Source organism: Parazoarcus sp. PS-13 R2A, from assembly GCF_057621855.1.
Window position 1 is genome coordinate 120,657 of sequence record NZ_JBYEXN010000006.1, and the last position, 18,039, is coordinate 138,695.

Sequence of the window (18,039 nt, forward strand, 5' to 3'; positions counted from 1 at the left end):
GCTGCAAGGCGGGCTTACTTCAGCGGGAAACCGCGCTTGTTCAGCGCTTCGACGAGGTGGTCGCGGCCGGAAAGCGTCTCCGGGCCGGCGATCCGCTTGGCCGAGTGAATTGCCCAGGTGCCGTGGACTTTCATCTGCTGTTCTTCATAGAAGCGCGCCATCGCTGCATTGTAGGCTTCGATGCCAGGTGCTTGCGCGGGCAGCGAATAGCGCTCGTGGTGCACGACGACCGATTGCGGCGGACGCGGCTTGACCGCAGCCGGCTTGGCCGGGTCGGGCGTGCCCACGCACATGCCGAAGACGGCGACCACGCGGGGCGGCAGGTTCAGCAGTTCTGCCACGGCTTCGGGCTTGTTGCGCATGCCGCCGATGTACACCGTGCCCAGGCCGATTGACTCGGCTGCAGCCGCAGCGTTCTGTGCCGCAAGTGCCGCGTCGATGACGCCAACCAGGAACATCTCCAGGTAATCGAGCGCAGCACTCGGGCGCTCGTTCGATGTCGCCAGGCTTTCGAGGCGGGCGAGGTCGGCAAGCCACACCAGTTGCAGCGGCGCATCGCTTACGTGCGCCTGACCGCCTGCGCATTCGGCGAGCGCGGCACGAGTGGCGGGGTCACGCACGGCGACGACGCTCCACGCCTGCAGGTTCGACGAACTGGAAGCCGACTGCGCTGCGGCGATGATGGCGCTAAGCTGGTCGTCGCTGACCGGGGCGGGCAGATAGCTGCGCACCGAACGATGGCCGAGCAGGCTGTCGATGAGCGGGCTCCAGCTCTGCGGTGCGGGCATGGCATTGCTGCCGTAACGGGTGTCAAGGCGAGACTGCGTGTCGCTCATGTAACTGTCCTGTGTGATAAGGGGCGGTCGATTCGACGGATTCCGTGTCGCAGCGCACTGCTGCGAGAAGGCTTCAAGTATACGTGCTTGAGGCACTTCCGTTCATAGTGGCTGACGTTGCGGGCGATCGCTGTTATAGTGCGCGCCGTGGCGGGTCTCCCCGCATTGCAGCGCGGTGAACCTGGTCAGGGCCGGAAGGCAGCAGCCACAGCCGTTCCCTGCAAGTGCCGGGGGTCAGGCTCGCCACCCTCATTTCAGAAAGGGCGTCTCCGCAAGGTGACGCCCTTTTTTCGTCCGTGACGTCCGACGCCGGCTGGTCGGTTCAGGCGAGGAGCGTGTCCATCAGCATCATGGCCACGAAACCGGTCATCAGGCCGCTGGTCGCCAGTGTTTCGTGCCCCTTGCGATGCGACTCGGGGATGATCTCGTGGCTGACGACGAACAGCATCGCGCCCGCTGCGCCAGCCAGCCCCCAGGGCAGCAAGGCCGAAGACGCAGATACCATCAGGGAGCCGGCCACCGCTGCGATCGGCTCGATCAGTCCCGACAGGGCCGCGACCGCGAACGCGAGCAGGCGCGAATAGCCGGCCGTTGCCAGCGCAATCGCCACGATCAGACCTTCAGGGACGTTCTGCAGCGAGATGCCGGTCGCGACCGCGTTGCCGCTGCTGGCAGTTCCGCTGGCCACGCCGATGGCGAGCCCTTCCGGAATGTTGTGAACCGCAATCGCGAAAACGAAGAGCCACACGGCCGTCGCCGACTTCGAGCCATCCGGTGAATGGGTGTGCGGCAGCATGCGATCCATCGCCAGCAACAGGGCTGCGCCGACGGCGAGCCCGGTGGCAACGAGCAAGGCGGCATCCGTGCTGCTCGCGCCTTGAGCCTGTGCGGCGCTGAAGGCCGGCATCAGCAGCGAGAACACACTGGCTGCAAGCATGACGCCCGCGCCGAATCCGAGCAGCATGCCTTGCATGCCGGCACTGATCCTGCGCATGACCAGCAAGGGGACGGCCCCGAGCGCGGTCGCGGCGGCGGCCATCGCGCCACCCGCAACCGCGTCGGCGAGGGGGCCGTCCAGCTCCGCCAATCCGGACGCGATGCGGGTGGCCAGAAGACTGAAGCCGATCAGGGCGATCAACCAGCCACCGGCGGCGCGCAAGGCGCCCGCCGCGCTGTTGGGCTGGAAATGCAGTCGGGCAACTCGAGCGATCATGGCAGTACCTCTCAGAATCTTTGCCCGGGCGACGTGTCAGGGCACAGGCTTAGTATGGCTCTGGTGTTTCTATAGTAAAAATTGAACGTAATGATCGATGTGATAGGTGGGTGGTATCAGCATCGTGCATTCAGGCCCTTGAGTGCAGCGGCCGGCAGCGCATCCGAGCGAAGGGGGCTCAGACTGTGTAAGCGAAATCGGCACAGATCTCGCGCAGGGTTTCCAGCAGTGTCTGGTAGTTGAAGTTCGATGTGGTCATGGCTTTCTGGTCTCCGGAGTGTCCGTTGTCTGGGTTACGGCGCCAGAATAAGCGGCGTCTTTTGATAGCGCCAATCGATTGAGTGCATTGTTTCGATGGTTATTGATTATCGAAGGATCTTGCCATCAAGCTCTCCCGGAGAGCCGGGGTTGCTCTGATAGAATCGCTGCCCATGAGCTATCAGGTTCTCGCACGTAAATGGCGGCCGAAGTCCTTCGGTACGCTGGTTGGACAGGAGCATGTGGTCCGTGCGCTTTCGCACGCGCTGACCACCGGCAGGCTGCATCACGCCTGGTTGTTTACGGGAACGCGGGGGGTGGGAAAGACCACCATTTCGCGCATTCTTGCCAAGGCGCTCAACTGCGAGACCGGTATCACCGCCGAACCGTGCGGCGTGTGTGACGCCTGTCGGGCGATCGATGCCGACCGCTTCCCCGACTACGTCGAGATGGATGCCGCGTCCAATCGCGGTGTCGACGACATGGCGGCCTTGCTGGACAAGGCGGTCTATGCGCCGGTGCAGGGGCGCTACAAGGTCTACATGATCGACGAAGTGCACATGCTCACCGGGCATGCCTTCAATGCGATGCTGAAGACGCTCGAAGAGCCGCCGGAGCACGTCAAGTTCATTCTGGCGACGACCGATCCGCAGAAGATTCCGGTCACCGTGTTGTCGCGCTGTCTGCAGTTCAACCTGAAGCAGATGCCGCAGGGCAGTATCGTTGACCATCTGTCGGGTGTGCTTGCGGCCGAAGAGGTTGTGTTCGAGCCCGGCGCGCTGCGCCATATTGCCAAGGCGGCAAACGGTTCGATGCGCGACGCGCTGTCGCTGCTCGATCAGGCCATTGCACACGGCGCGGGGAAAGTGCTCGAGGAGCCGGTCACGCACATGCTCGGCACGGTTGGCGACGATCACCTGCATGCATTGCTCGATGCGCTCGCAGCGGGTGATGTCGCCGCGATGCTTGTGGTCGCCGACGGCATGGAGGCGCGCAGTCTTTCTTTCGATGCCGCGCTGCAGGCGCTGGCGTCGATGCTCGGTCGCATCGCGCTGTTTCAGTTCGCGCCTGGCGCGATTTCCGACGACGTAGAGCGTCAGCGTCTCGCGCCGCATGCCGAAAAGTTCGATGCCGAGTTTCTCCAGCTGGCGTACCAGATTGCGATTCACGGCCGCGACGAGCTGGCGCTGGCGCCTGACGAATACACCGGCTTCAGCATGACGCTGTTGCGTTTGCACGCGTTCCGTCCTGATCAGCCTGCTGCGATGGGCTCTCCTGCGCTTGCGGGGAGCGGCGGCAGCGGCGAGGCGAGAACGGTTCCACCGCTTTCGGCGGGGACTGAATCGCGTCCGGCTGCGACTGCGACGCCCGCTTCATCTGCTGCCCCTGTCGCCGAGCGTAGTGCCGCTCCGTTGCCAGCGCCTCAGCCGGTGCCGGCTTCGCCCCCGCCTGCCATGCCGCGCGCCATGGCCGCAGCGGTCGAGAGCAGGCCCGAGCCGCAAGCCGAATTCAGGCCGAAGGTCGAGTCAAAGCCGGAGCCAAAGCCAAAACCGCCCAGCCGCGACCTTGCACCGTGGGAGGATCTGCCGCCCGAGGCGTTGATGCATGACGATGCGTATTCGGGAGGCGCCAATGCCTTCGATGACGAGGCAGACGCGGCCCCCGCTGAGCCAGTCGCGCCGGCGGGCAATGCGGCTGCGCGTTCCGAGACGCCCGCGCGCACGCCTGCGCCGGAGTCGCCGATCGTCGTGCCCGCTGCGCCGGCAGCAGCCCCCGTGCCGCGCGATACCCAGGGCGATGCCGACCTGGCTGCCGCATTCGCCGCCGGTGACTGGCGCATGGTGGTCCGGCTGCTGGGGATCGGCGGGCTGGTGCGTGAGCTTGCGCAGCACTGCGAGTGGGTCGAGTGTGTCGATGACCTGCTGGTCCTGCGCCTGTCCGACACCCATCGCCATCTGCTCGACATGAACCGCGCTGCGGTCGAGCGCGTGCAGGATCTGCTTGCATCCGCGCTGTCGCGCCCACTCAGAATCCGGGTCGATGTCGGTGCAATCACCGGGGAGACGCCTGCGCAGCGTGACGAGATCGAGCGCCGAGCGCGCCATGCAGTCGCTGTGGCTGCACTCGAGAGCGACCCCTTCGTGCGCGAACTGATCGAGCGCTTCGATGCCACGCTGGTCGAAGCCACAGTCAAACCCTTCTAACCATCCATCTCACTTTGGGGAGTTGTCACCATGATGAAAGGCGGTCTCGGAGGCCTGATGAAACAGGCCCAGCAGATGCAGGAAAACATGAAGAAAATGCAGGACCAGCTGGCCAGCGTCGAAGTCGACGGCCAGTCGGGTGCCGGCATGGTCAAGGTCGTCATGACCTGCAAGTACGATGTGCGCCGGGTCTCGATCGACGACTCGGTCATGGACGACAAGGAAATGCTCGAGGATCTCGTCGCTGCGGCCGTCAATGACGCCGTACGCAAGGTCGAGAGCACCACTCAGGAACGCATGGCCGGGTTTACCTCGGGCCTGAACCTGCCGCCCGGATTCAAGCTGCCGTTCTGAAATCAATGCAGCCTTCGAGTCTTGACGAACTGATCGACGCCCTGCGTTGCCTGCCCGGGGTTGGCCCCAAGTCGGCGCAGCGCATGGCCTACCACCTGTTGCAGCGTGATCAGCGGGGCGCAGGCCGCCTGGCGCGTGCGATGGGTCATGCACTCGAAGTGCTGCGTCATTGCGATCGCTGCAACACCTTCACCGAAGAGGCTGTGTGCCAGCGCTGCGCCAGTCCGCGGCGTGATGCCAGTCTGCTGTGCGTGGTCGAGATGCCTGCCGATCTTGCGATGATCGAGCAGACGCAGTCCTACAACGGGCTCTATTACGTCCTCATGGGGCGCCTGTCGCCGCTGGACGGTGTCGGCCCGCGCGAACTGAAGCTCGACAAGCTGCTTGCCAGGGCGGGCGATGGCAGTGTGCGGGAAGTGATTCTTGCCACCAATTTCACCAACGAAGGTGAGGCGACCGCGCATACACTTGCCACCTTGCTAAGTGCGCGCGGACTGTCCGTGAGCAGGCTGTCGCGCGGTGTGCCGGTGGGCGGCGAGCTTGAGCATACCGACATTGGCACGATCGCCCAGGCGCTCGTCGAGCGACGGGGCCTCTGAGGCTCGAAATTGTGCGCCGCGGCATCGGTGTGGGCTTTGCGGCCTCTTCCGTTGTGCGCAAGGGCTTGAAATCCTTGACTGCTCAAGGTCTTGAGCGGTCTATGGCTTTCTCTGTTGCAGTGAGTTCGCTATAATCCTTGGGTTTTTGTATCCAGGTCTTTCGTTTTCCATACTGGGAAGAGGGTCATGAGCGTTGAACAAAAGATGGACAGCGGTCGCCGCACATTGTTGCTGGCAACGTCTGCCGTAGGTGGCGCAGCCGCCGTGGCGACGGCAGTGCCGTTCGTTGCCAGTCTGACGCCGTCCGAGCGCGCAAAGGCAGCAGGCGCGCCGGTTGAGGTGGATGTGGGCAAGCTCGCTCCGGGCGAGATGATGACGGTCGAATGGCGCGGCAAGCCGGTCTGGGTGCTCCGTCGCACCCCCGAGATGTTGGAGGCGCTTGAAAAGGCCGAACCCAACCTCAGCGACCCGGGTTCGGAGAAGCAGCAGCAGCCCGAGTACGCAAAGAACCAGCACCGTTCGATCAAGCCGGAGTTTCTGGTCGCGGTCGGTATCTGTACGCACCTTGGTTGCTCGCCGTCGGAGAAGTTCAAGCCGGGCGCGGAAGCAGGCATGTCTGCTGACTGGCCGGGCGGCTTCCTGTGCCCCTGTCACGGTTCGATGTTCGATCTGGCTGGCCGCGTGTACAAGAGCATGCCGGCGCCGGACAACCTCGAAATTCCGCCGCACAAGTACCTTGCGGACACCACTATCCTCGTTGGCGACGACGGAAAGGCGTAAGTGATGACGACCAAATCTCAAGCCTTGCTGAACTGGGTCGATGAGCGTTTTCCGCTGACCTCGTCGATCAAGGGTCACCTGACCGAGTACTACGCACCGAAGAACTTCAACTTCTGGTATTTCTTCGGCTCGCTCGCGCTCATGGTGCTGGTGATCCAGATCGTGACCGGCATCTTCCTGGTCATGCACTACAAGCCCGATGCCTCGCTGAACGCCGCCGGTGTGCCGGTGGCCTTTGCCAGCGTCGAGTACATCATGCGTGATGTGCCGGGTGGCTGGATCATCCGCTACCTGCATTCGACCGGGGCCTCCGCGTTCTTCATCGTGGTCTATCTCCACATGTTCCGCGGTCTGCTCTATGGCTCGTATCGCAAGCCGCGCGAACTGATCTGGATCTTCGGCACCCTGATTTTCCTGGTGCTGATGGCCGAAGCATTCATGGGCTATCTGTTGCCATGGGGGCAGATGTCGTTCTGGGGCGCACAGGTGATCGTTAACCTGTTCTCGGCCATTCCGCTGATCGGACCTGACCTGTCGCTGGTGATTCGTGGTGACTTCGTCGTTTCGGACGCCACCCTGAACCGCTTCTTCTCCTTCCACGTCATTGCCGTGCCGCTGGTGCTGATCGGCCTCGTTGCTGCCCATATCGTGGCGCTGCACGAAGTCGGCTCCAACAACCCGGACGGTGTGGAAATCAAGAAGAAGAAGGACGCCAACGGCATCCCGCTCGACGGCATTCCCTTCCATCCGTACTACACGGTGAAGGACATCGTCGGCGTGGTGGCCTTCCTGTTCTTCTTCAGCGCAGTGGTGTTCTTTGCGCCTGAAGCAGGTGGCTACTTCCTCGAGTTCAACAACTTCCTGCCGGCCGACCCGCTGGTGACTCCGCCGCACATCGCGCCGGTGTGGTACTTCACGCCGTTCTACTCGATCCTGCGTGCCGTGACCTATCCGCTGTTCGGTCTCGACGCCAAGTTCTGGGGCGTGGTGGCGATGGGCGCATCGGTGGTGATCATCGCCTTCCTGCCGTGGCTGGACCGCAGCCCGGTCAAGTCGATGCGCTACAAGGGTGTGATCTTCAAGAGCGCTGTTGCGATTTTCGTGGTCTGCTTCGCCATTCTCGGTTACCTGGGCGTGCTCCCGCCGACCCCGGGCCGTACCCTGGTTTCGCAGATCTGCTCGGTCCTGTACTTCGCCTTCTTCCTGGCCATGCCGTGGTACAGCAAGCTCGACAAGTGCAAACCCGAACCGGAAAGGGTGACTTTCAAATGAAATCGCGTGTAATCAGTTTCATCAAGCGTGCTGCTGCCGTGGTGCTGTTTGCGCCGGCAATGGCGATGGCTGCCGGTGCTGTCCTGCACCTCGACAAGGCGCCGGTGAGCACGGAGCCGGCTGCGCTGCAGCACGGCGCCAAGCTCTTCGTCAATTACTGTCTGAACTGCCACGGTGCCTCTTTCCTGCGCTACAACAGGCTGCAGGACATCGGGCTGTCCGAGGAGTCGATTCGCGACAATCTGATGTTCACCGGTGATAAGACCGGCGATCTGATGAAGATCGCGATGCGCCGTGAGGAGGCCAAGCAGTGGTTTGGCGCAGCGCCTCCCGACCTGACCCTGGTTGCACGTGCCCGTGCTTCCGAGTTCGGCAGCGGCGCTGACTGGCTCTATACCTACCTGCGTCAGTTCCATCGTGACCCGAACCGTCCGACGGGCTGGAACAACCTGGTTTTCCCGAACGTCGGTATGCCGCACGTGCTGTGGGAGCTTCAGGGTGAGCAGGTGGCGAAGGCCGGCGAGCATGGTTCGACGCTTGAGCTGGTCAAGCCGGGCAAGCTGACCGCCGAAGAGTACGACAATGCCATCGCGGATCTCGTGTCCTACATTGTCTGGATGGGAGAACCCGTTGCCGAGAAGCGAAAGACCATCGGCATGGTTGTGCTTGCCTTCCTTGCAGGTCTGTTCGTTCTGGCGTTCGCGCTGAAGAAGAACTACTGGAAGGATATTCATTGAGCGGATCGGTGACTGGCCGCAAGGCCTGACACTCGTTTCCCTCCAGACGCACCGCGCAAATCAATGCGTGGTGCGCTTTTGTTTTTTGCATCCGGAGTCGCAACATCATGATGAATCTTTATTCCGGTACGACCGATCCCTTCAGTCACCGTTGCCGGATCGTGCTCTTCGAGAAGGGCATGGATTTCGAGGTGATCGATGTCGACCTCTACAACAAGCCCGAAGACCTTGCGATCATCAACCCGTACGGCCGCGTGCCGGTGCTGGTGGATCGCGATCTCGTGCTGTACGAGTCGAACATCATCAATGAATATATCGACGAGCGCTTCCCGCATCCGCAGTTGATGCCGCCGGATCCCATCCTGCGTGCGCGGGCGCGGCAACTGCTGCATACGTTCGAACACGAGCTGTTTGCTCACATCGCCGCACTCGAGGCCAACCAGAAGGGCGTGGACAAGACCCGCGCGCATGTGCGCGACCACCTGACCCAGCTGGCACCGATCTTCACCAAGCAGAAGTTCATGCTGGGTGACGAGTTCTCCATGCTGGACGTGGCGATCGCGCCCTTGCTGTGGCGCCTTGAGCACTACGGAATCGAACTGCCGAAAGCGGCTGCTCCGATGATGAAGTACGCCGAGCGCATTTTCAGCCGTCAGGGTTTCATCGACGCGCTGACGCCGTCCGAGAAGGTAATGCGGCGCTGACATGACGACGCTTCGACCGGTCACGCAGTATTGTGCGGTCCGGTCGGGCGGAACTTAGGACACGCAAGACATGGTATCCACCAAGCCTTACCTGGTTCGTGCCATCTACGAATGGTGTTCTGATCAGGGCTTCACGCCCTACCTTGCCGCCCGGGTCGATTCCAGCACCCGCGTGCCACCCGGCTACGCCAAGGACGGTCAGATCGTGCTCAACGTCGGGTCAGACGCGACCAACAAGCTGTCGATGGACAATGAGTCGATCAGCTTTCAGGCGCGTTTCAACGGCTCGGTGCAACACATCCTGATTCCGATGAGCAATGTTCTTGCCGTCTATGCGCGCGAGAACGGGCAGGGCATGGCGTTCGAGGCGGACATCGATGATGGTGAGCCGTTCGAAGAGGATGCGGCGGATGACGCCGATGTGACGGGGCTCGAGCTTGCACCCGAGCCCGAGGCATCGCCCGAGCCGTCCGAGTCGCCCAAGTCCGGTGACGATCGTCCGCCGCCCCCTCGTGGCGGCCATCTCAAGATCGTCAAGTAATACCCACCGCGTCAGGCGACGCTCAGCTGCGCCGCCTGACGCCGGTGATCTGTGACCCACGTTTCGTAGAGCGCGCCGAGTCGCCGACTCATCTCCTCTGTGTGCCACTGCTGCGCATAGTCCCGCGCATCGCTCCCCAGTCGCTGCAGTTGCCTGCGATCGTTCAGCAGTTGGCCGACGATCTCCGCAAAGCGGGCCGGATTGTTCGGCGCGATCCTGCAGCCCTGCTGTGGCGCCAGGATATCCACGGTCCCCATTTCGGCGAGGGCCACCACCGGCGTGCCCAGTGCCATCGCTTCCAGCAGCACAAGCCCCTGTGTTTCGGTGCGCGACGCAAATACAAAGAGATCTGCGGCCCGATAGCAGTCGTGCAGTTCGTTGTGACGGTCGAGGTAGCCGAGGAAACGGATGTGCTCGCCGAGGCCCGCACGTTCGACCTTGGTGCGCAGGCTGCTCAGCGCAGGACCTTCTCCGGTAATGAGCAGCATTGCCGCGGGCTCGGTCCTGCGCAGCTCACCGACCATGTCGATGAGAAAGCCGATGTTCTTCTCGTGTGCGACCCGGCCGACAAAGAGCAGCAGGCGCCGACTCTTGGGGATGTCGTAGCGCTGACGAAAGTGACAGCCGTCGCCACCATGAAACTGGTGTTCCGGAATTCCGGTGGGGAGGATGTGCACCGGCGTGCTCACGCCATAGGCCGCAAGCGTATCGGCCATCGCCCGCGAGGGCACGATGACGGCGTCGAGTTCGTTGCACTGCTGGCGCGAGAAGCGTCGTGCCGCGCCGCGCAGCCATGCGCGGGGCACGAAGGGTACGTAGTGAAAGAGGTATTCCTCAAAAAACGTGTGATACGTGGCGACGCAGGGAAGGTCGAGCGCCTTCGCCAGTTCGAGTCCGGCGTAGTGCGCAACGAAGGGCGTGTGGATGTGCACCAGATCGAAGCGCTGTCCCTGCAAGGCTGCGATCTGGTCGCGGATCGCAGCACGCTGCATCATGCGATCCTCGGGGTCTAGCGGGATGAAGCGCGAGGGGATCCGGATGATGTCGCCTGCGCTGCTGGTGCTGTGCTGAGGGTAGGCAGGGGCAATGAGCGTGGAGCGGATGCCGCGTGCCTTGAGAGAGTTGCGGAACGTCTCTATCGATGTGCTGACCCCATTGATGCGGGGAAAGAACACATCTGAAATCATCAGGATGTTCATGGTCTGCGCCGGTTGTCGTCAGCCCAATCTAGCGTTTCCCGATGACCGCTTCATTGCAGAGTCCTGGAGCGGAAGGGTTTTTACAGTATGTGGTTGACCGACAGCATCGGACCGGTGACGATTCTGCGTTATAAAGCGGCACAGCAAGGCCCGTGCGGGCCGATGTTCAGGAGAATGCAAGGATGGCACTGATGCAATGGAACGAGCAGCTTCAGCTCGGTCTCGGAAAGATGGACCAGACCCACGAGGAGTTCGTGAGCCACTACAACGCCGTTGTCGAGGCCGCGCCCGAGCACTTTCTGGCACGCCTCGATGACTTCATCGCCCACACCGAAGCACATTTCGATCAGGAAAATCGCTGGATGGAGCAGGTGAATTTTCCCGGCTGCCATCGGGCCGAGCACGACCGTGTCCTGGTCGTGATGCGTGACGTACGCAATCGTCTCGAGCGTGGTGATGCGTTTCTGGGAAAGCGGCTGATGGAGGAGTTGCCTGCCTGGTTCGACAATCACGTCAATGGCATGGATGCCGCGCTGGTCTTCCATCTGGACAGTATCGGCTTCGATGTCGAGACCGGTGTGATCTCGCCGCCTGAGGGTGACTGCAGCGGGAGTGCACCGGCAGGCAGTTGTGCCTGCACGTCTGCACCTCCCCGGGCGGACGCGGAGAAGGTGTAAGCCACCCCCCGCGATGCGCCCGCTGTGTCAGGGGCGCCGGACGGGGAAGGGCACGGTTGGTGCGCGACCGTGCATCAGGCCAGCGAGAATCTCGGCCGAGCCGCAGGCCAGGGTCCAGCCCAGCGTGCCGTGGCCGGTGTTGTACCAGAGGTTGACGCCGCGCCCCTTGCCGATGATGGGCAGGTTGCTCGGGGTGGCGGGGCGCAGCCCGGTCCACAGTTTCGCCTGAGCCGGGTCAATGGCGCCGGGCAGACGTGTGCGGGCCCAGTCCAGAATCGCACGTCCGCGTGCGGGATCGATCGTGAGATCAAAGCCGTTGAGTTCGGCGGTGCCGGCGATACGCAGCCGGTCGCCGAGCCGGGAGCAGACGATGCGGCGGGATTCATCGGTCAGGCTGACCTGCGGAGCCCGCGCGGGATCTGCAACCGGCGCCGTGATCGAATAGCCCTTCACCGGATAGATCGGCAGGCGCTCGCCAAGCGAGTGCACGATGAGCGGGCTGAAGCTGCCCATGCACACCACATAGGCGTTGGCGGTGAGGGTGCCAGCCCGCCCTTCGCTGTCACGTACCTCGACACCGTCGATCAGGCCGCCAGTGTGGGTCAGACGCTCGATTGTCGTCTGATAGTGGAACTGCACACCGTCGCGTGCGAGCACCTTCGCCAGCGCGCTGGTAAAACGCATCGCGTCGCCGTTCTCGTCGCCGGGTGCATGCAGACCGCCCGCGAGTGTCGGCGCAAGGGCGGCGAGCGCGGGCTCGATTGCAAGGCATTCGGCGGCTGAGCACACCCGGACGTCAATGCCGAGTCGCATCAGATGCTCGGCGCGTGCCGGTGCATGTGCGAAATCCCTGACGCTGAAAAACAGGTGAAGAATGCCCTGCTCGCGCGCATCGTAGTCGTTCCCGATGCCGGCGGCTGCGCGTACCCGATGCAGCTCGCGCTGACTGTGGATGGCAAGCGCTGCAATCGCCTCGGTGTTGCGCTGCGTGCGCCACGGCAGACACTCATGCAGAAAGGACAGTGCCCAACGCCACTGGTCAAGGCTTGCCTGAGGGCTGAAGCGCAGCGGAGCGTCATCCCGGCCGAGCCAGCGCAGCGCCAGGAAAGGTGCCGCAGGGTTGGCCCAAGGCTCGGGATGACTGACCGAGATCTGACCGCCATTGGCAAAGCTCGTTTCCTGTCCGGCCTGCGGCTGGCGGTCTATCACGCTGACCTCGAACCCCGCCTGCTTCAGGTACCAGGCCGTGGTGACGCCGGTGATGCCGGCGCCGAGAACCATCACATGCATAACTTGGCTTATGTGCTCCAGAAAGACTGCCCGGTACGTGTCCGGGGCAGGGCAGCGAACCGCCAAGCCGTAAATGATAACCGCCAGTGTGCATCTCGTGGTGCGCAGACGTCGCGGAAACGGGATAATCGGGTCTGACATCTTCAATCATCCGTCTCCGGGAGTTTTGCACATGCGTCGCGTCACCCTTACCCAATTCCTGATCGAGCAGCAGCGCGCCGGACGCGTATCGGCCGATCTGCGGCTCTTGCTCGAGGTCGTGGCTCGCGCCTGCAAGGCAATCGGTGTCAACGTGTCCAAAGGGGCGCTCGCCGGCGTGCTGGGTGAGGCCGGCACGGACAACGTGCAGGGCGAGGCGCAGAAGAAGCTCGACGTGATTGCCAACGAGATCCTGCTTCAGGCCAACGAATGGGGTGGCCACCTTGCGGCGATGGCGTCCGAAGAGGTCGAAACCGTGCATCAGATCCCGTTCGATTTCCCCAAGGGCGGCTATCTGCTGATGTTCGACCCGCTCGACGGTTCGTCAAACATCGACATCAACGTCACGGTGGGCACGATCTTTTCGGTGCTGCGCAACCCCGAGGGCGAGGGCGATCCGACCGAGGAAAGCTTCATGCAGCCGGGCAGCGAGCAGGTGGCCGCCGGCTATGCGATCTACGGCCCCTCCACCCAACTGGTGCTGACGGTGGGCAAGGGCGTTCACGCCTTCACGCTCGATCGCGAGATGGGCAGCTTCGTCTACACCACCCCTTACATGACGGTGCCCGAGGAAACCCGCGAATACGCCATCAATGCGTCCAACGCCCGCCACTGGGAGGCGCCGGTTCAGCGTTATATCGCCGAGCTGCAGGACGGCAAGGCCGGCCCTCGTGGTGTTGATTTCAACATGCGCTGGGTGGCATCGATGGTGGCTGACGTGCACCGTGTGCTGACCCGAGGCGGCATCTTCATGTATCCGCTCGACGAAAAATGCCGTGCCCAGGGCGGCAAGCTGCGGCTCATGTACGAAGCCAATCCGATGGCCATGCTGATTGAACAGGCCGGTGGCGCAGCGACTACCGGGCGCGAGCGCATCCTCGACATCAAGCCCAGCAAGCTGCACCAGCGTGTGCCTGTCGTGCTCGGCTCGAAGAGCGAGGTCGAACGCGTGACTGCATATCATCTTGAAGCTTGATTCACTTTTTCGTGCGCTGAGCCTCCTGGCCCTGGGATGTTTCCTCTTGTGGGGGAGCGGTGCCAGGGCACAGGATCGCGTCAGCGTGGCGCTCGAGGCGCCGGAGGCCGTCAGCACACTGCTGCGGCAACACGTGCGCGTACTCAAGTCGGCCGAGCTGACGGTGCCCGAGGTCGGGCCCGATCAGACCGCGCTGGTGCGTCGTGCGCGGCGGGAAGTCGTCGACCTGCTCTCCACGGAAGGCTACTTCAATCCCGAAGTCAGGCTCGATCGGCGTAGCGGTGATAAATGGACGCTGGTCGTGGAGCCTGGCGTGCGTGCCGCCATTACCGCCGTCGATATCGGCTTCGAAGGCGAACTGGCGAGCGCGAGTGATACCGAGGCAGCAGCCTTGCGTGACAGCCTGCGCGAAAATTGGGCCTTGCCGGTGGGCAAGCCCTTTCGTCAGGCCGAATGGGATGGTGCCAAGCAGCAGTTGCTCGATGCGGTGAGTCGCCGCCGTTACGCTGCTGCGCGCACGTTGAGTACCCGCGCTGAAGTCAATGAAGCCGGCACCGAAGTGGGGTTGTCGGTCGTGATCGACAGTGGCCCGACCTTCAGGCTCGGCGAGCTCGCAGTCACTGGCCTGAGCCGCCTGCCGGCCGACCTTGTTACGCGCTACAGCACGGTCGAGGCAGGCGACATCTACGATCATGACGCGCTGCTTGCCTTGCAGGAGGCATTGCAGGGCGCGCCCCAGTTTGCCTCGGTGGTGGTCGATATTGAGCGTGACCCGGCACTGGCCGCTGCCGTGCCCGTGCGTGTGCAGGTCGCTGAAGCCCAGTCGCGGCGCCTGAGTCTTGGTGCCGGTGTATCGAGCAATACCGGCTATCGGGTCGAGGCTGCGTATCGCGACGTCAATATTCTTTCGCGCGGATGGGAGCTGTCATCGGGCGTCCGTCTTGAGCAACTGCGCCAGTCCGTGTTTGCCGATCTGTTCTTTCCGCCTGCGTCCGACGGCCATCGCGACAGCATCGGCGCGTTGATCGACAACAGCGATCTTGAAGGGCTGAAGACGGAAAGTCAGGCGATCGGTATCGGCCGGACCACCGTTAGGGGGGATATCGAAACCCAGATCGCCCTGCGGCTGCAGCATGAGTCTCTGCATCCCGATGGTGCTGATTCGTCCAGCCTGACAACGCTGACGGCAAACTGGACCTGGGTGCAGCGGGCGGTGGATAACGTTCTCGATCCGCGGCACGGGCACGTCCTTGAGGTGCAGATTGGCGGCGGTTCGAGTATCGCGCTTGCGGAGCAGGACTTCGTGCGCCTCTATGGCCGCTATCAGCACTATTTTCCGATCGGCGAGGCCGACATGGTGACCCTGCGCGGAGAGCTGGGTGCCACGCTGGCGCCTTCCCGCGACGGTATTCCGCAGGATTTCCTGTTCCGCGCCGGCGGCTCGCAATCGGTGCGGGGCTATGGCTATCAGAGCCTGGGCGTGACCGAAGGCGATGCAACCGTGGGTGGTCGCTATCTGGGAACGCTCAGTGGCGAGTACGTGCATTGGTTTCGTCGCGACTGGGGCGTGGCGGCATTCGTCGATGCCGGCGATGCCGCGGACTCTCGCAGTGAGTTCCGACTGCGCACCGGCTACGGTCTGGGTGCGCGCTGGCGCAGTCCGGCAGGTCCGCTGGCGATCGATCTCGCATGGGGCCACGACGACGCCCGGCTGCGCCTGCACTTTGGCGTAGCGGTCGCGTTCTGAACTGTTCGCTGCGGCGCAGCAAATTTTCTTCCGTCTCCGCTCTTGAAATAGCGAAACCCCGCCCCTATTATTAGCACTCGTTGGCAGTGAGTGCTAACAGTCCGGCGCAAGCCGTGACCACTGCGAATTTTCCGGCGGGATGGTCCCGCCACAGTTTAAACAGTACTAAGGAGTGAACTCGATGAAGATTCGTCCCCTGCACGATCGCGTGATCGTCAAGCGTCTGGAAGCCGAACGCAAGACCGCCAGCGGTATCGTGATCCCCGATTCCGCCGGTGAAAAGCCCGATCAGGGCGAAGTGCTGGCTGTCGGCAACGGCAAGATCCTGGACGACGGCAACGTGCGTCCGATGGCCGTCAAGGTGGGCGACAAGGTGCTGTTCGGCAAGTACGCCGGCCAGTCCGTGAAGGTCGAAGGCGACGAGCTGCTCGTCATGCGCGAAGAAGACATCATGGGCGTGGTTGAAGGCTGAGCCTCCCGCAATCCCACGATTCTCGATTCGAAATAATTCAGGAGTTCTAAAGAATGGCTGCTAAAGAAGTCAAGTTCGGTGATTCCGCGCGCGAGCGCATGGTTGCTGGTATCAACACCCTGGCCAACGCGGTCAAGGTCACCCTCGGCCCCAAGGGTCGCAACGTCGTGCTCGAGCGCTCCTTCGGCGCCCCGACCGTGACCAAGGACGGTGTTTCGGTCGCCAAGGAAATCGAACTGAAGGACAAGTTCGAAAACATGGGCGCACAGATGGTCAAGGAAGTTGCTTCCAAGACCTCCGACATCGCCGGTGACGGCACCACCACGGCAACCGTGCTGGCTCAGTCGATCGTTCGTGAAGGCATGAAGTTCGTTGCTGCCGGCATGAACCCGATGGACCTCAAGCGCGGTATCGACAAGGCGGTCATCGCCACCATCGACGAGCTGAAGAAGCTGTCGAAGCCCTGCTCGACCAACAAGGAAATCGCCCAGGTCGGTTCGATCTCCGCCAACTCCGACGCGGACATCGGCGAGATCATCGCCCGCGCCATGGACAAGGTTGGCAAGGAAGGCGTGATCACCGTTGAAGACGGCAAGAGCCTCGCCAACGAACTCGACGTCGTCGAAGGCATGCAGTTCGACCGCGGCTACCTGTCGCCCTACTTCATCAACAACCCGGACAAGCAGGTTGCCATCCTCGACAACCCGTTCGTTCTGCTGTTCGACAAGAAGATCTCCAACATCCGTGACCTGCTGCCGGTACTCGAGCAAGTTGCCAAGGCTGGCCGTCCGCTGCTGATCATCGCTGAAGATGTCGATGGCGAAGCGCTGGCGACCCTGGTGGTGAACAACATCCGTGGCATCCTCAAGACCTGCGCCGTCAAGGCACCGGGCTTTGGCGACCGTCGCAAGGCCATGCTGGAGGACATCGCTGTCCTGACCGGCGGCCAGGTGATCGCAGAAGAAGTGGGTCTGACCCTCGAAAAGTGCACGCTGGAAGAGCTGGGCCAGGCCAAGCGGATCGAAGTCGGCAAGGAAAACACCATCGTCATCGACGGTGCCGGCGACGGTGAGCGCATCGAAGCACGGGTCAAGCAGATCCGTGTTCAGATCGAAGAAGCAACCTCCGACTACGATCGTGAGAAGCTGCAAGAGCGCGTGGCCAAGCTGGCCGGCGGTGTTGCGCTGATCAAGGTTGGCGCTGCGACCGAAGTCGAAATGAAGGAAAAGAAGGCGCGCGTCGAAGACGCACTGCACGCCACCCGTGCTGCTGTTGAAGAAGGTATCGTTCCCGGCGGCGGCGTTGCCCTGCTGCGTGCTCGCGCCAACCTCACCGGCCTCAAGGGTGACAACCATGACCAGGACGCAGGCATCAAGATCGTGCTGCGCGCCATGGAGCAGCCGCTGCGCGAAATCGTCGCCAACGCGGGTGACGAGCCCTCGGTGGTGGTGAACCGCGTGACCGAAGGTGAAGGCAACTTCGGCTACAACGCTGCGACCGGCGAGTACGGCGACATGGTCGAGATGGGCGTGCTGGATCCCACCAAGGTGACCCGCACCGCGCTGCAGAACGCAGCTTCGGTTGCTGGCCTGATGCTCACCACCGACTGCATGGTTGCTGAACTGGCCGACGACAAGGCTGGTGGCGGCATGCCCGACATGGGCGGCATGGGTGGTATGGGCGGTATGGGCGGCATGGGCATGTAATTGCCCGCTGACCTTACGGTCCGGCTCAAGAGCCCCGCTTCGGCGGGGCTTTTTTTTGCCTGTCGAGTCCTGCCCCCAGCTCGTAATGGCACGGGGCAAGGGCGCGCGCAATCGCGCATGGAGCAAAGCGCTACGCGCAATGACTCAGGCGTGGGATAATCGCGGAGAAAGGAAAAGACGGCAGGGAGCATCGGCGCCATGAGCGCGACGCTCCCCGGAACGCGTGCGCTGCTGAACGCGTGCGTTCCCGAAGACCGAGTAAAAGGAGAACAGCGG

The 18,039-nt window shown here is 62.8% G+C and carries 17 protein-coding genes and 1 other RNA gene; 14 read left to right on the forward strand and 4 right to left on the reverse strand.

Going from position 1 to position 18,039, the window contains the following annotated elements; translation table 11 throughout:
* Nucleotides 1–14: 14 nt before the first annotated feature.
* Nucleotides 15–836, reverse strand: coding sequence for a nitroreductase family protein (locus tag AC22G6_RS08030; protein WP_487366350.1), 822 nt, complete (start codon nt 834–836; stop codon nt 15–17).
* Nucleotides 837–985: 149 nt separating this feature from the next.
* Here AC22G6_RS08030 and ffs point away from each other — a divergent pair.
* Nucleotides 986–1,084, forward strand: an RNA gene (gene ffs / locus AC22G6_RS08035) — signal recognition particle sRNA small type.
* A 74-nt stretch (nt 1,085–1,158) separates the two neighbouring features.
* Here ffs and AC22G6_RS08040 read toward each other — a convergent pair.
* Nucleotides 1,159–2,049 (reverse strand): ZIP family metal transporter, encoded by an 891-nt coding sequence (locus AC22G6_RS08040; RefSeq protein WP_487366351.1) that lies wholly within the window; start codon nt 2,047–2,049, stop codon nt 1,159–1,161.
* A gap of 431 nt (nt 2,050–2,480) precedes the next feature.
* Here AC22G6_RS08040 and dnaX point away from each other — a divergent pair, with 431 nt between their 5' ends.
* The 8 genes from dnaX (at nt 2,481) to AC22G6_RS08080 (ending at nt 9,498) form a co-directional block, all read left to right on the forward strand.
* On the forward strand, nt 2,481–4,511 hold the full coding sequence (dnaX, locus tag AC22G6_RS08045) for a DNA polymerase III subunit gamma/tau (protein ID WP_487366352.1): 2,031 nt from the start codon (nt 2,481–2,483) through the stop codon (nt 4,509–4,511).
* Nucleotides 4,512–4,541: 30 nt separating this feature from the next.
* Complete coding sequence (locus AC22G6_RS08050) at nt 4,542–4,865, forward strand: YbaB/EbfC family nucleoid-associated protein (RefSeq protein ID WP_108950793.1); 324 nt, start codon at nt 4,542–4,544, stop codon at nt 4,863–4,865.
* Nucleotides 4,866–4,870: 5 nt separating this feature from the next.
* Entirely contained in the window at nt 4,871–5,464 is a 594-nt protein-coding gene (gene recR / locus AC22G6_RS08055; RefSeq protein ID WP_487366353.1) for a recombination mediator RecR, read from the forward strand.
* Between the two features lie 186 nt (nt 5,465–5,650).
* Nucleotides 5,651–6,244 carry a ubiquinol-cytochrome c reductase iron-sulfur subunit gene (petA, locus tag AC22G6_RS08060; protein WP_487366354.1) on the forward strand — a complete coding sequence of 198 codons (594 nt, stop codon included), beginning with the start codon at nt 5,651–5,653 and terminating at the stop codon, nt 6,242–6,244.
* Between the two features lie 3 nt (nt 6,245–6,247).
* Entirely contained in the window at nt 6,248–7,516 is a 1,269-nt protein-coding gene (locus tag AC22G6_RS08065; RefSeq protein ID WP_108950796.1) for a cytochrome b, read from the forward strand.
* On the forward strand, nt 7,513–8,253 hold the full coding sequence (locus tag AC22G6_RS08070; protein WP_487366355.1) for a cytochrome c1: 741 nt from the start codon (nt 7,513–7,515) through the stop codon (nt 8,251–8,253). The genes AC22G6_RS08065 and AC22G6_RS08070 overlap by 4 nt, the downstream gene beginning before the upstream one ends.
* A 107-nt stretch (nt 8,254–8,360) precedes the next feature.
* Nucleotides 8,361–8,957 (forward strand): glutathione S-transferase N-terminal domain-containing protein, encoded by a 597-nt coding sequence (locus AC22G6_RS08075; protein ID WP_108950798.1) that lies wholly within the window; start codon nt 8,361–8,363, stop codon nt 8,955–8,957.
* A gap of 70 nt (nt 8,958–9,027) precedes the next feature.
* Nucleotides 9,028–9,498 (forward strand): ClpXP protease specificity-enhancing factor, encoded by a 471-nt coding sequence (locus AC22G6_RS08080; protein WP_487366356.1) that lies wholly within the window; start codon nt 9,028–9,030, stop codon nt 9,496–9,498.
* Nucleotides 9,499–9,509: 11 nt separating this feature from the next.
* Here the strand turns inward: AC22G6_RS08080 and AC22G6_RS08085 are convergent, their stop codons facing one another.
* On the reverse strand, nt 9,510–10,697 hold the full coding sequence (locus tag AC22G6_RS08085; RefSeq protein WP_487366357.1) for a glycosyltransferase: 1,188 nt from the start codon (nt 10,695–10,697) through the stop codon (nt 9,510–9,512).
* Nucleotides 10,698–10,879: 182 nt separating this feature from the next.
* Between AC22G6_RS08085 and AC22G6_RS08090 the strand changes: the two genes are divergently transcribed.
* Nucleotides 10,880–11,374: a bacteriohemerythrin gene (locus tag AC22G6_RS08090; protein WP_487366358.1), complete on the forward strand. Its 495-nt coding sequence runs from the start codon at nt 10,880–10,882 to the stop codon at nt 11,372–11,374.
* Nucleotides 11,375–11,401: 27 nt separating this feature from the next.
* Here the strand turns inward: AC22G6_RS08090 and AC22G6_RS08095 are convergent, their stop codons facing one another.
* Entirely contained in the window at nt 11,402–12,664 is a 1,263-nt protein-coding gene (locus tag AC22G6_RS08095; RefSeq protein ID WP_487366359.1) for a D-amino acid dehydrogenase, read from the reverse strand.
* Nucleotides 12,665–12,836: 172 nt separating this feature from the next.
* On the opposite strand from AC22G6_RS08095, the gene AC22G6_RS08100 reads away from it, so the two are divergent.
* The 4 genes from AC22G6_RS08100 (at nt 12,837) to groL (ending at nt 17,763) form a co-directional block, all read left to right on the forward strand.
* Nucleotides 12,837–13,838, forward strand: a complete 1,002-nt coding sequence (locus AC22G6_RS08100) for a class 1 fructose-bisphosphatase (protein ID WP_487366360.1) — start codon at nt 12,837–12,839, stop codon at nt 13,836–13,838.
* A gap of 85 nt (nt 13,839–13,923) precedes the next feature.
* Complete coding sequence (locus AC22G6_RS08105; RefSeq protein WP_487366361.1) at nt 13,924–15,585, forward strand: autotransporter assembly complex protein TamA; 1,662 nt, start codon at nt 13,924–13,926, stop codon at nt 15,583–15,585.
* Nucleotides 15,586–15,766: 181 nt separating this feature from the next.
* Nucleotides 15,767–16,057: a co-chaperone GroES gene (gene groES / locus AC22G6_RS08110; protein ID WP_108950805.1), complete on the forward strand. Its 291-nt coding sequence runs from the start codon at nt 15,767–15,769 to the stop codon at nt 16,055–16,057.
* Nucleotides 16,058–16,110: 53 nt separating this feature from the next.
* Nucleotides 16,111–17,763, forward strand: coding sequence for a chaperonin GroEL (gene groL, locus AC22G6_RS08115; RefSeq protein ID WP_108950806.1), 1,653 nt, complete (start codon nt 16,111–16,113; stop codon nt 17,761–17,763).
* Nucleotides 17,764–18,039: the final 276 nt, after the last annotated feature.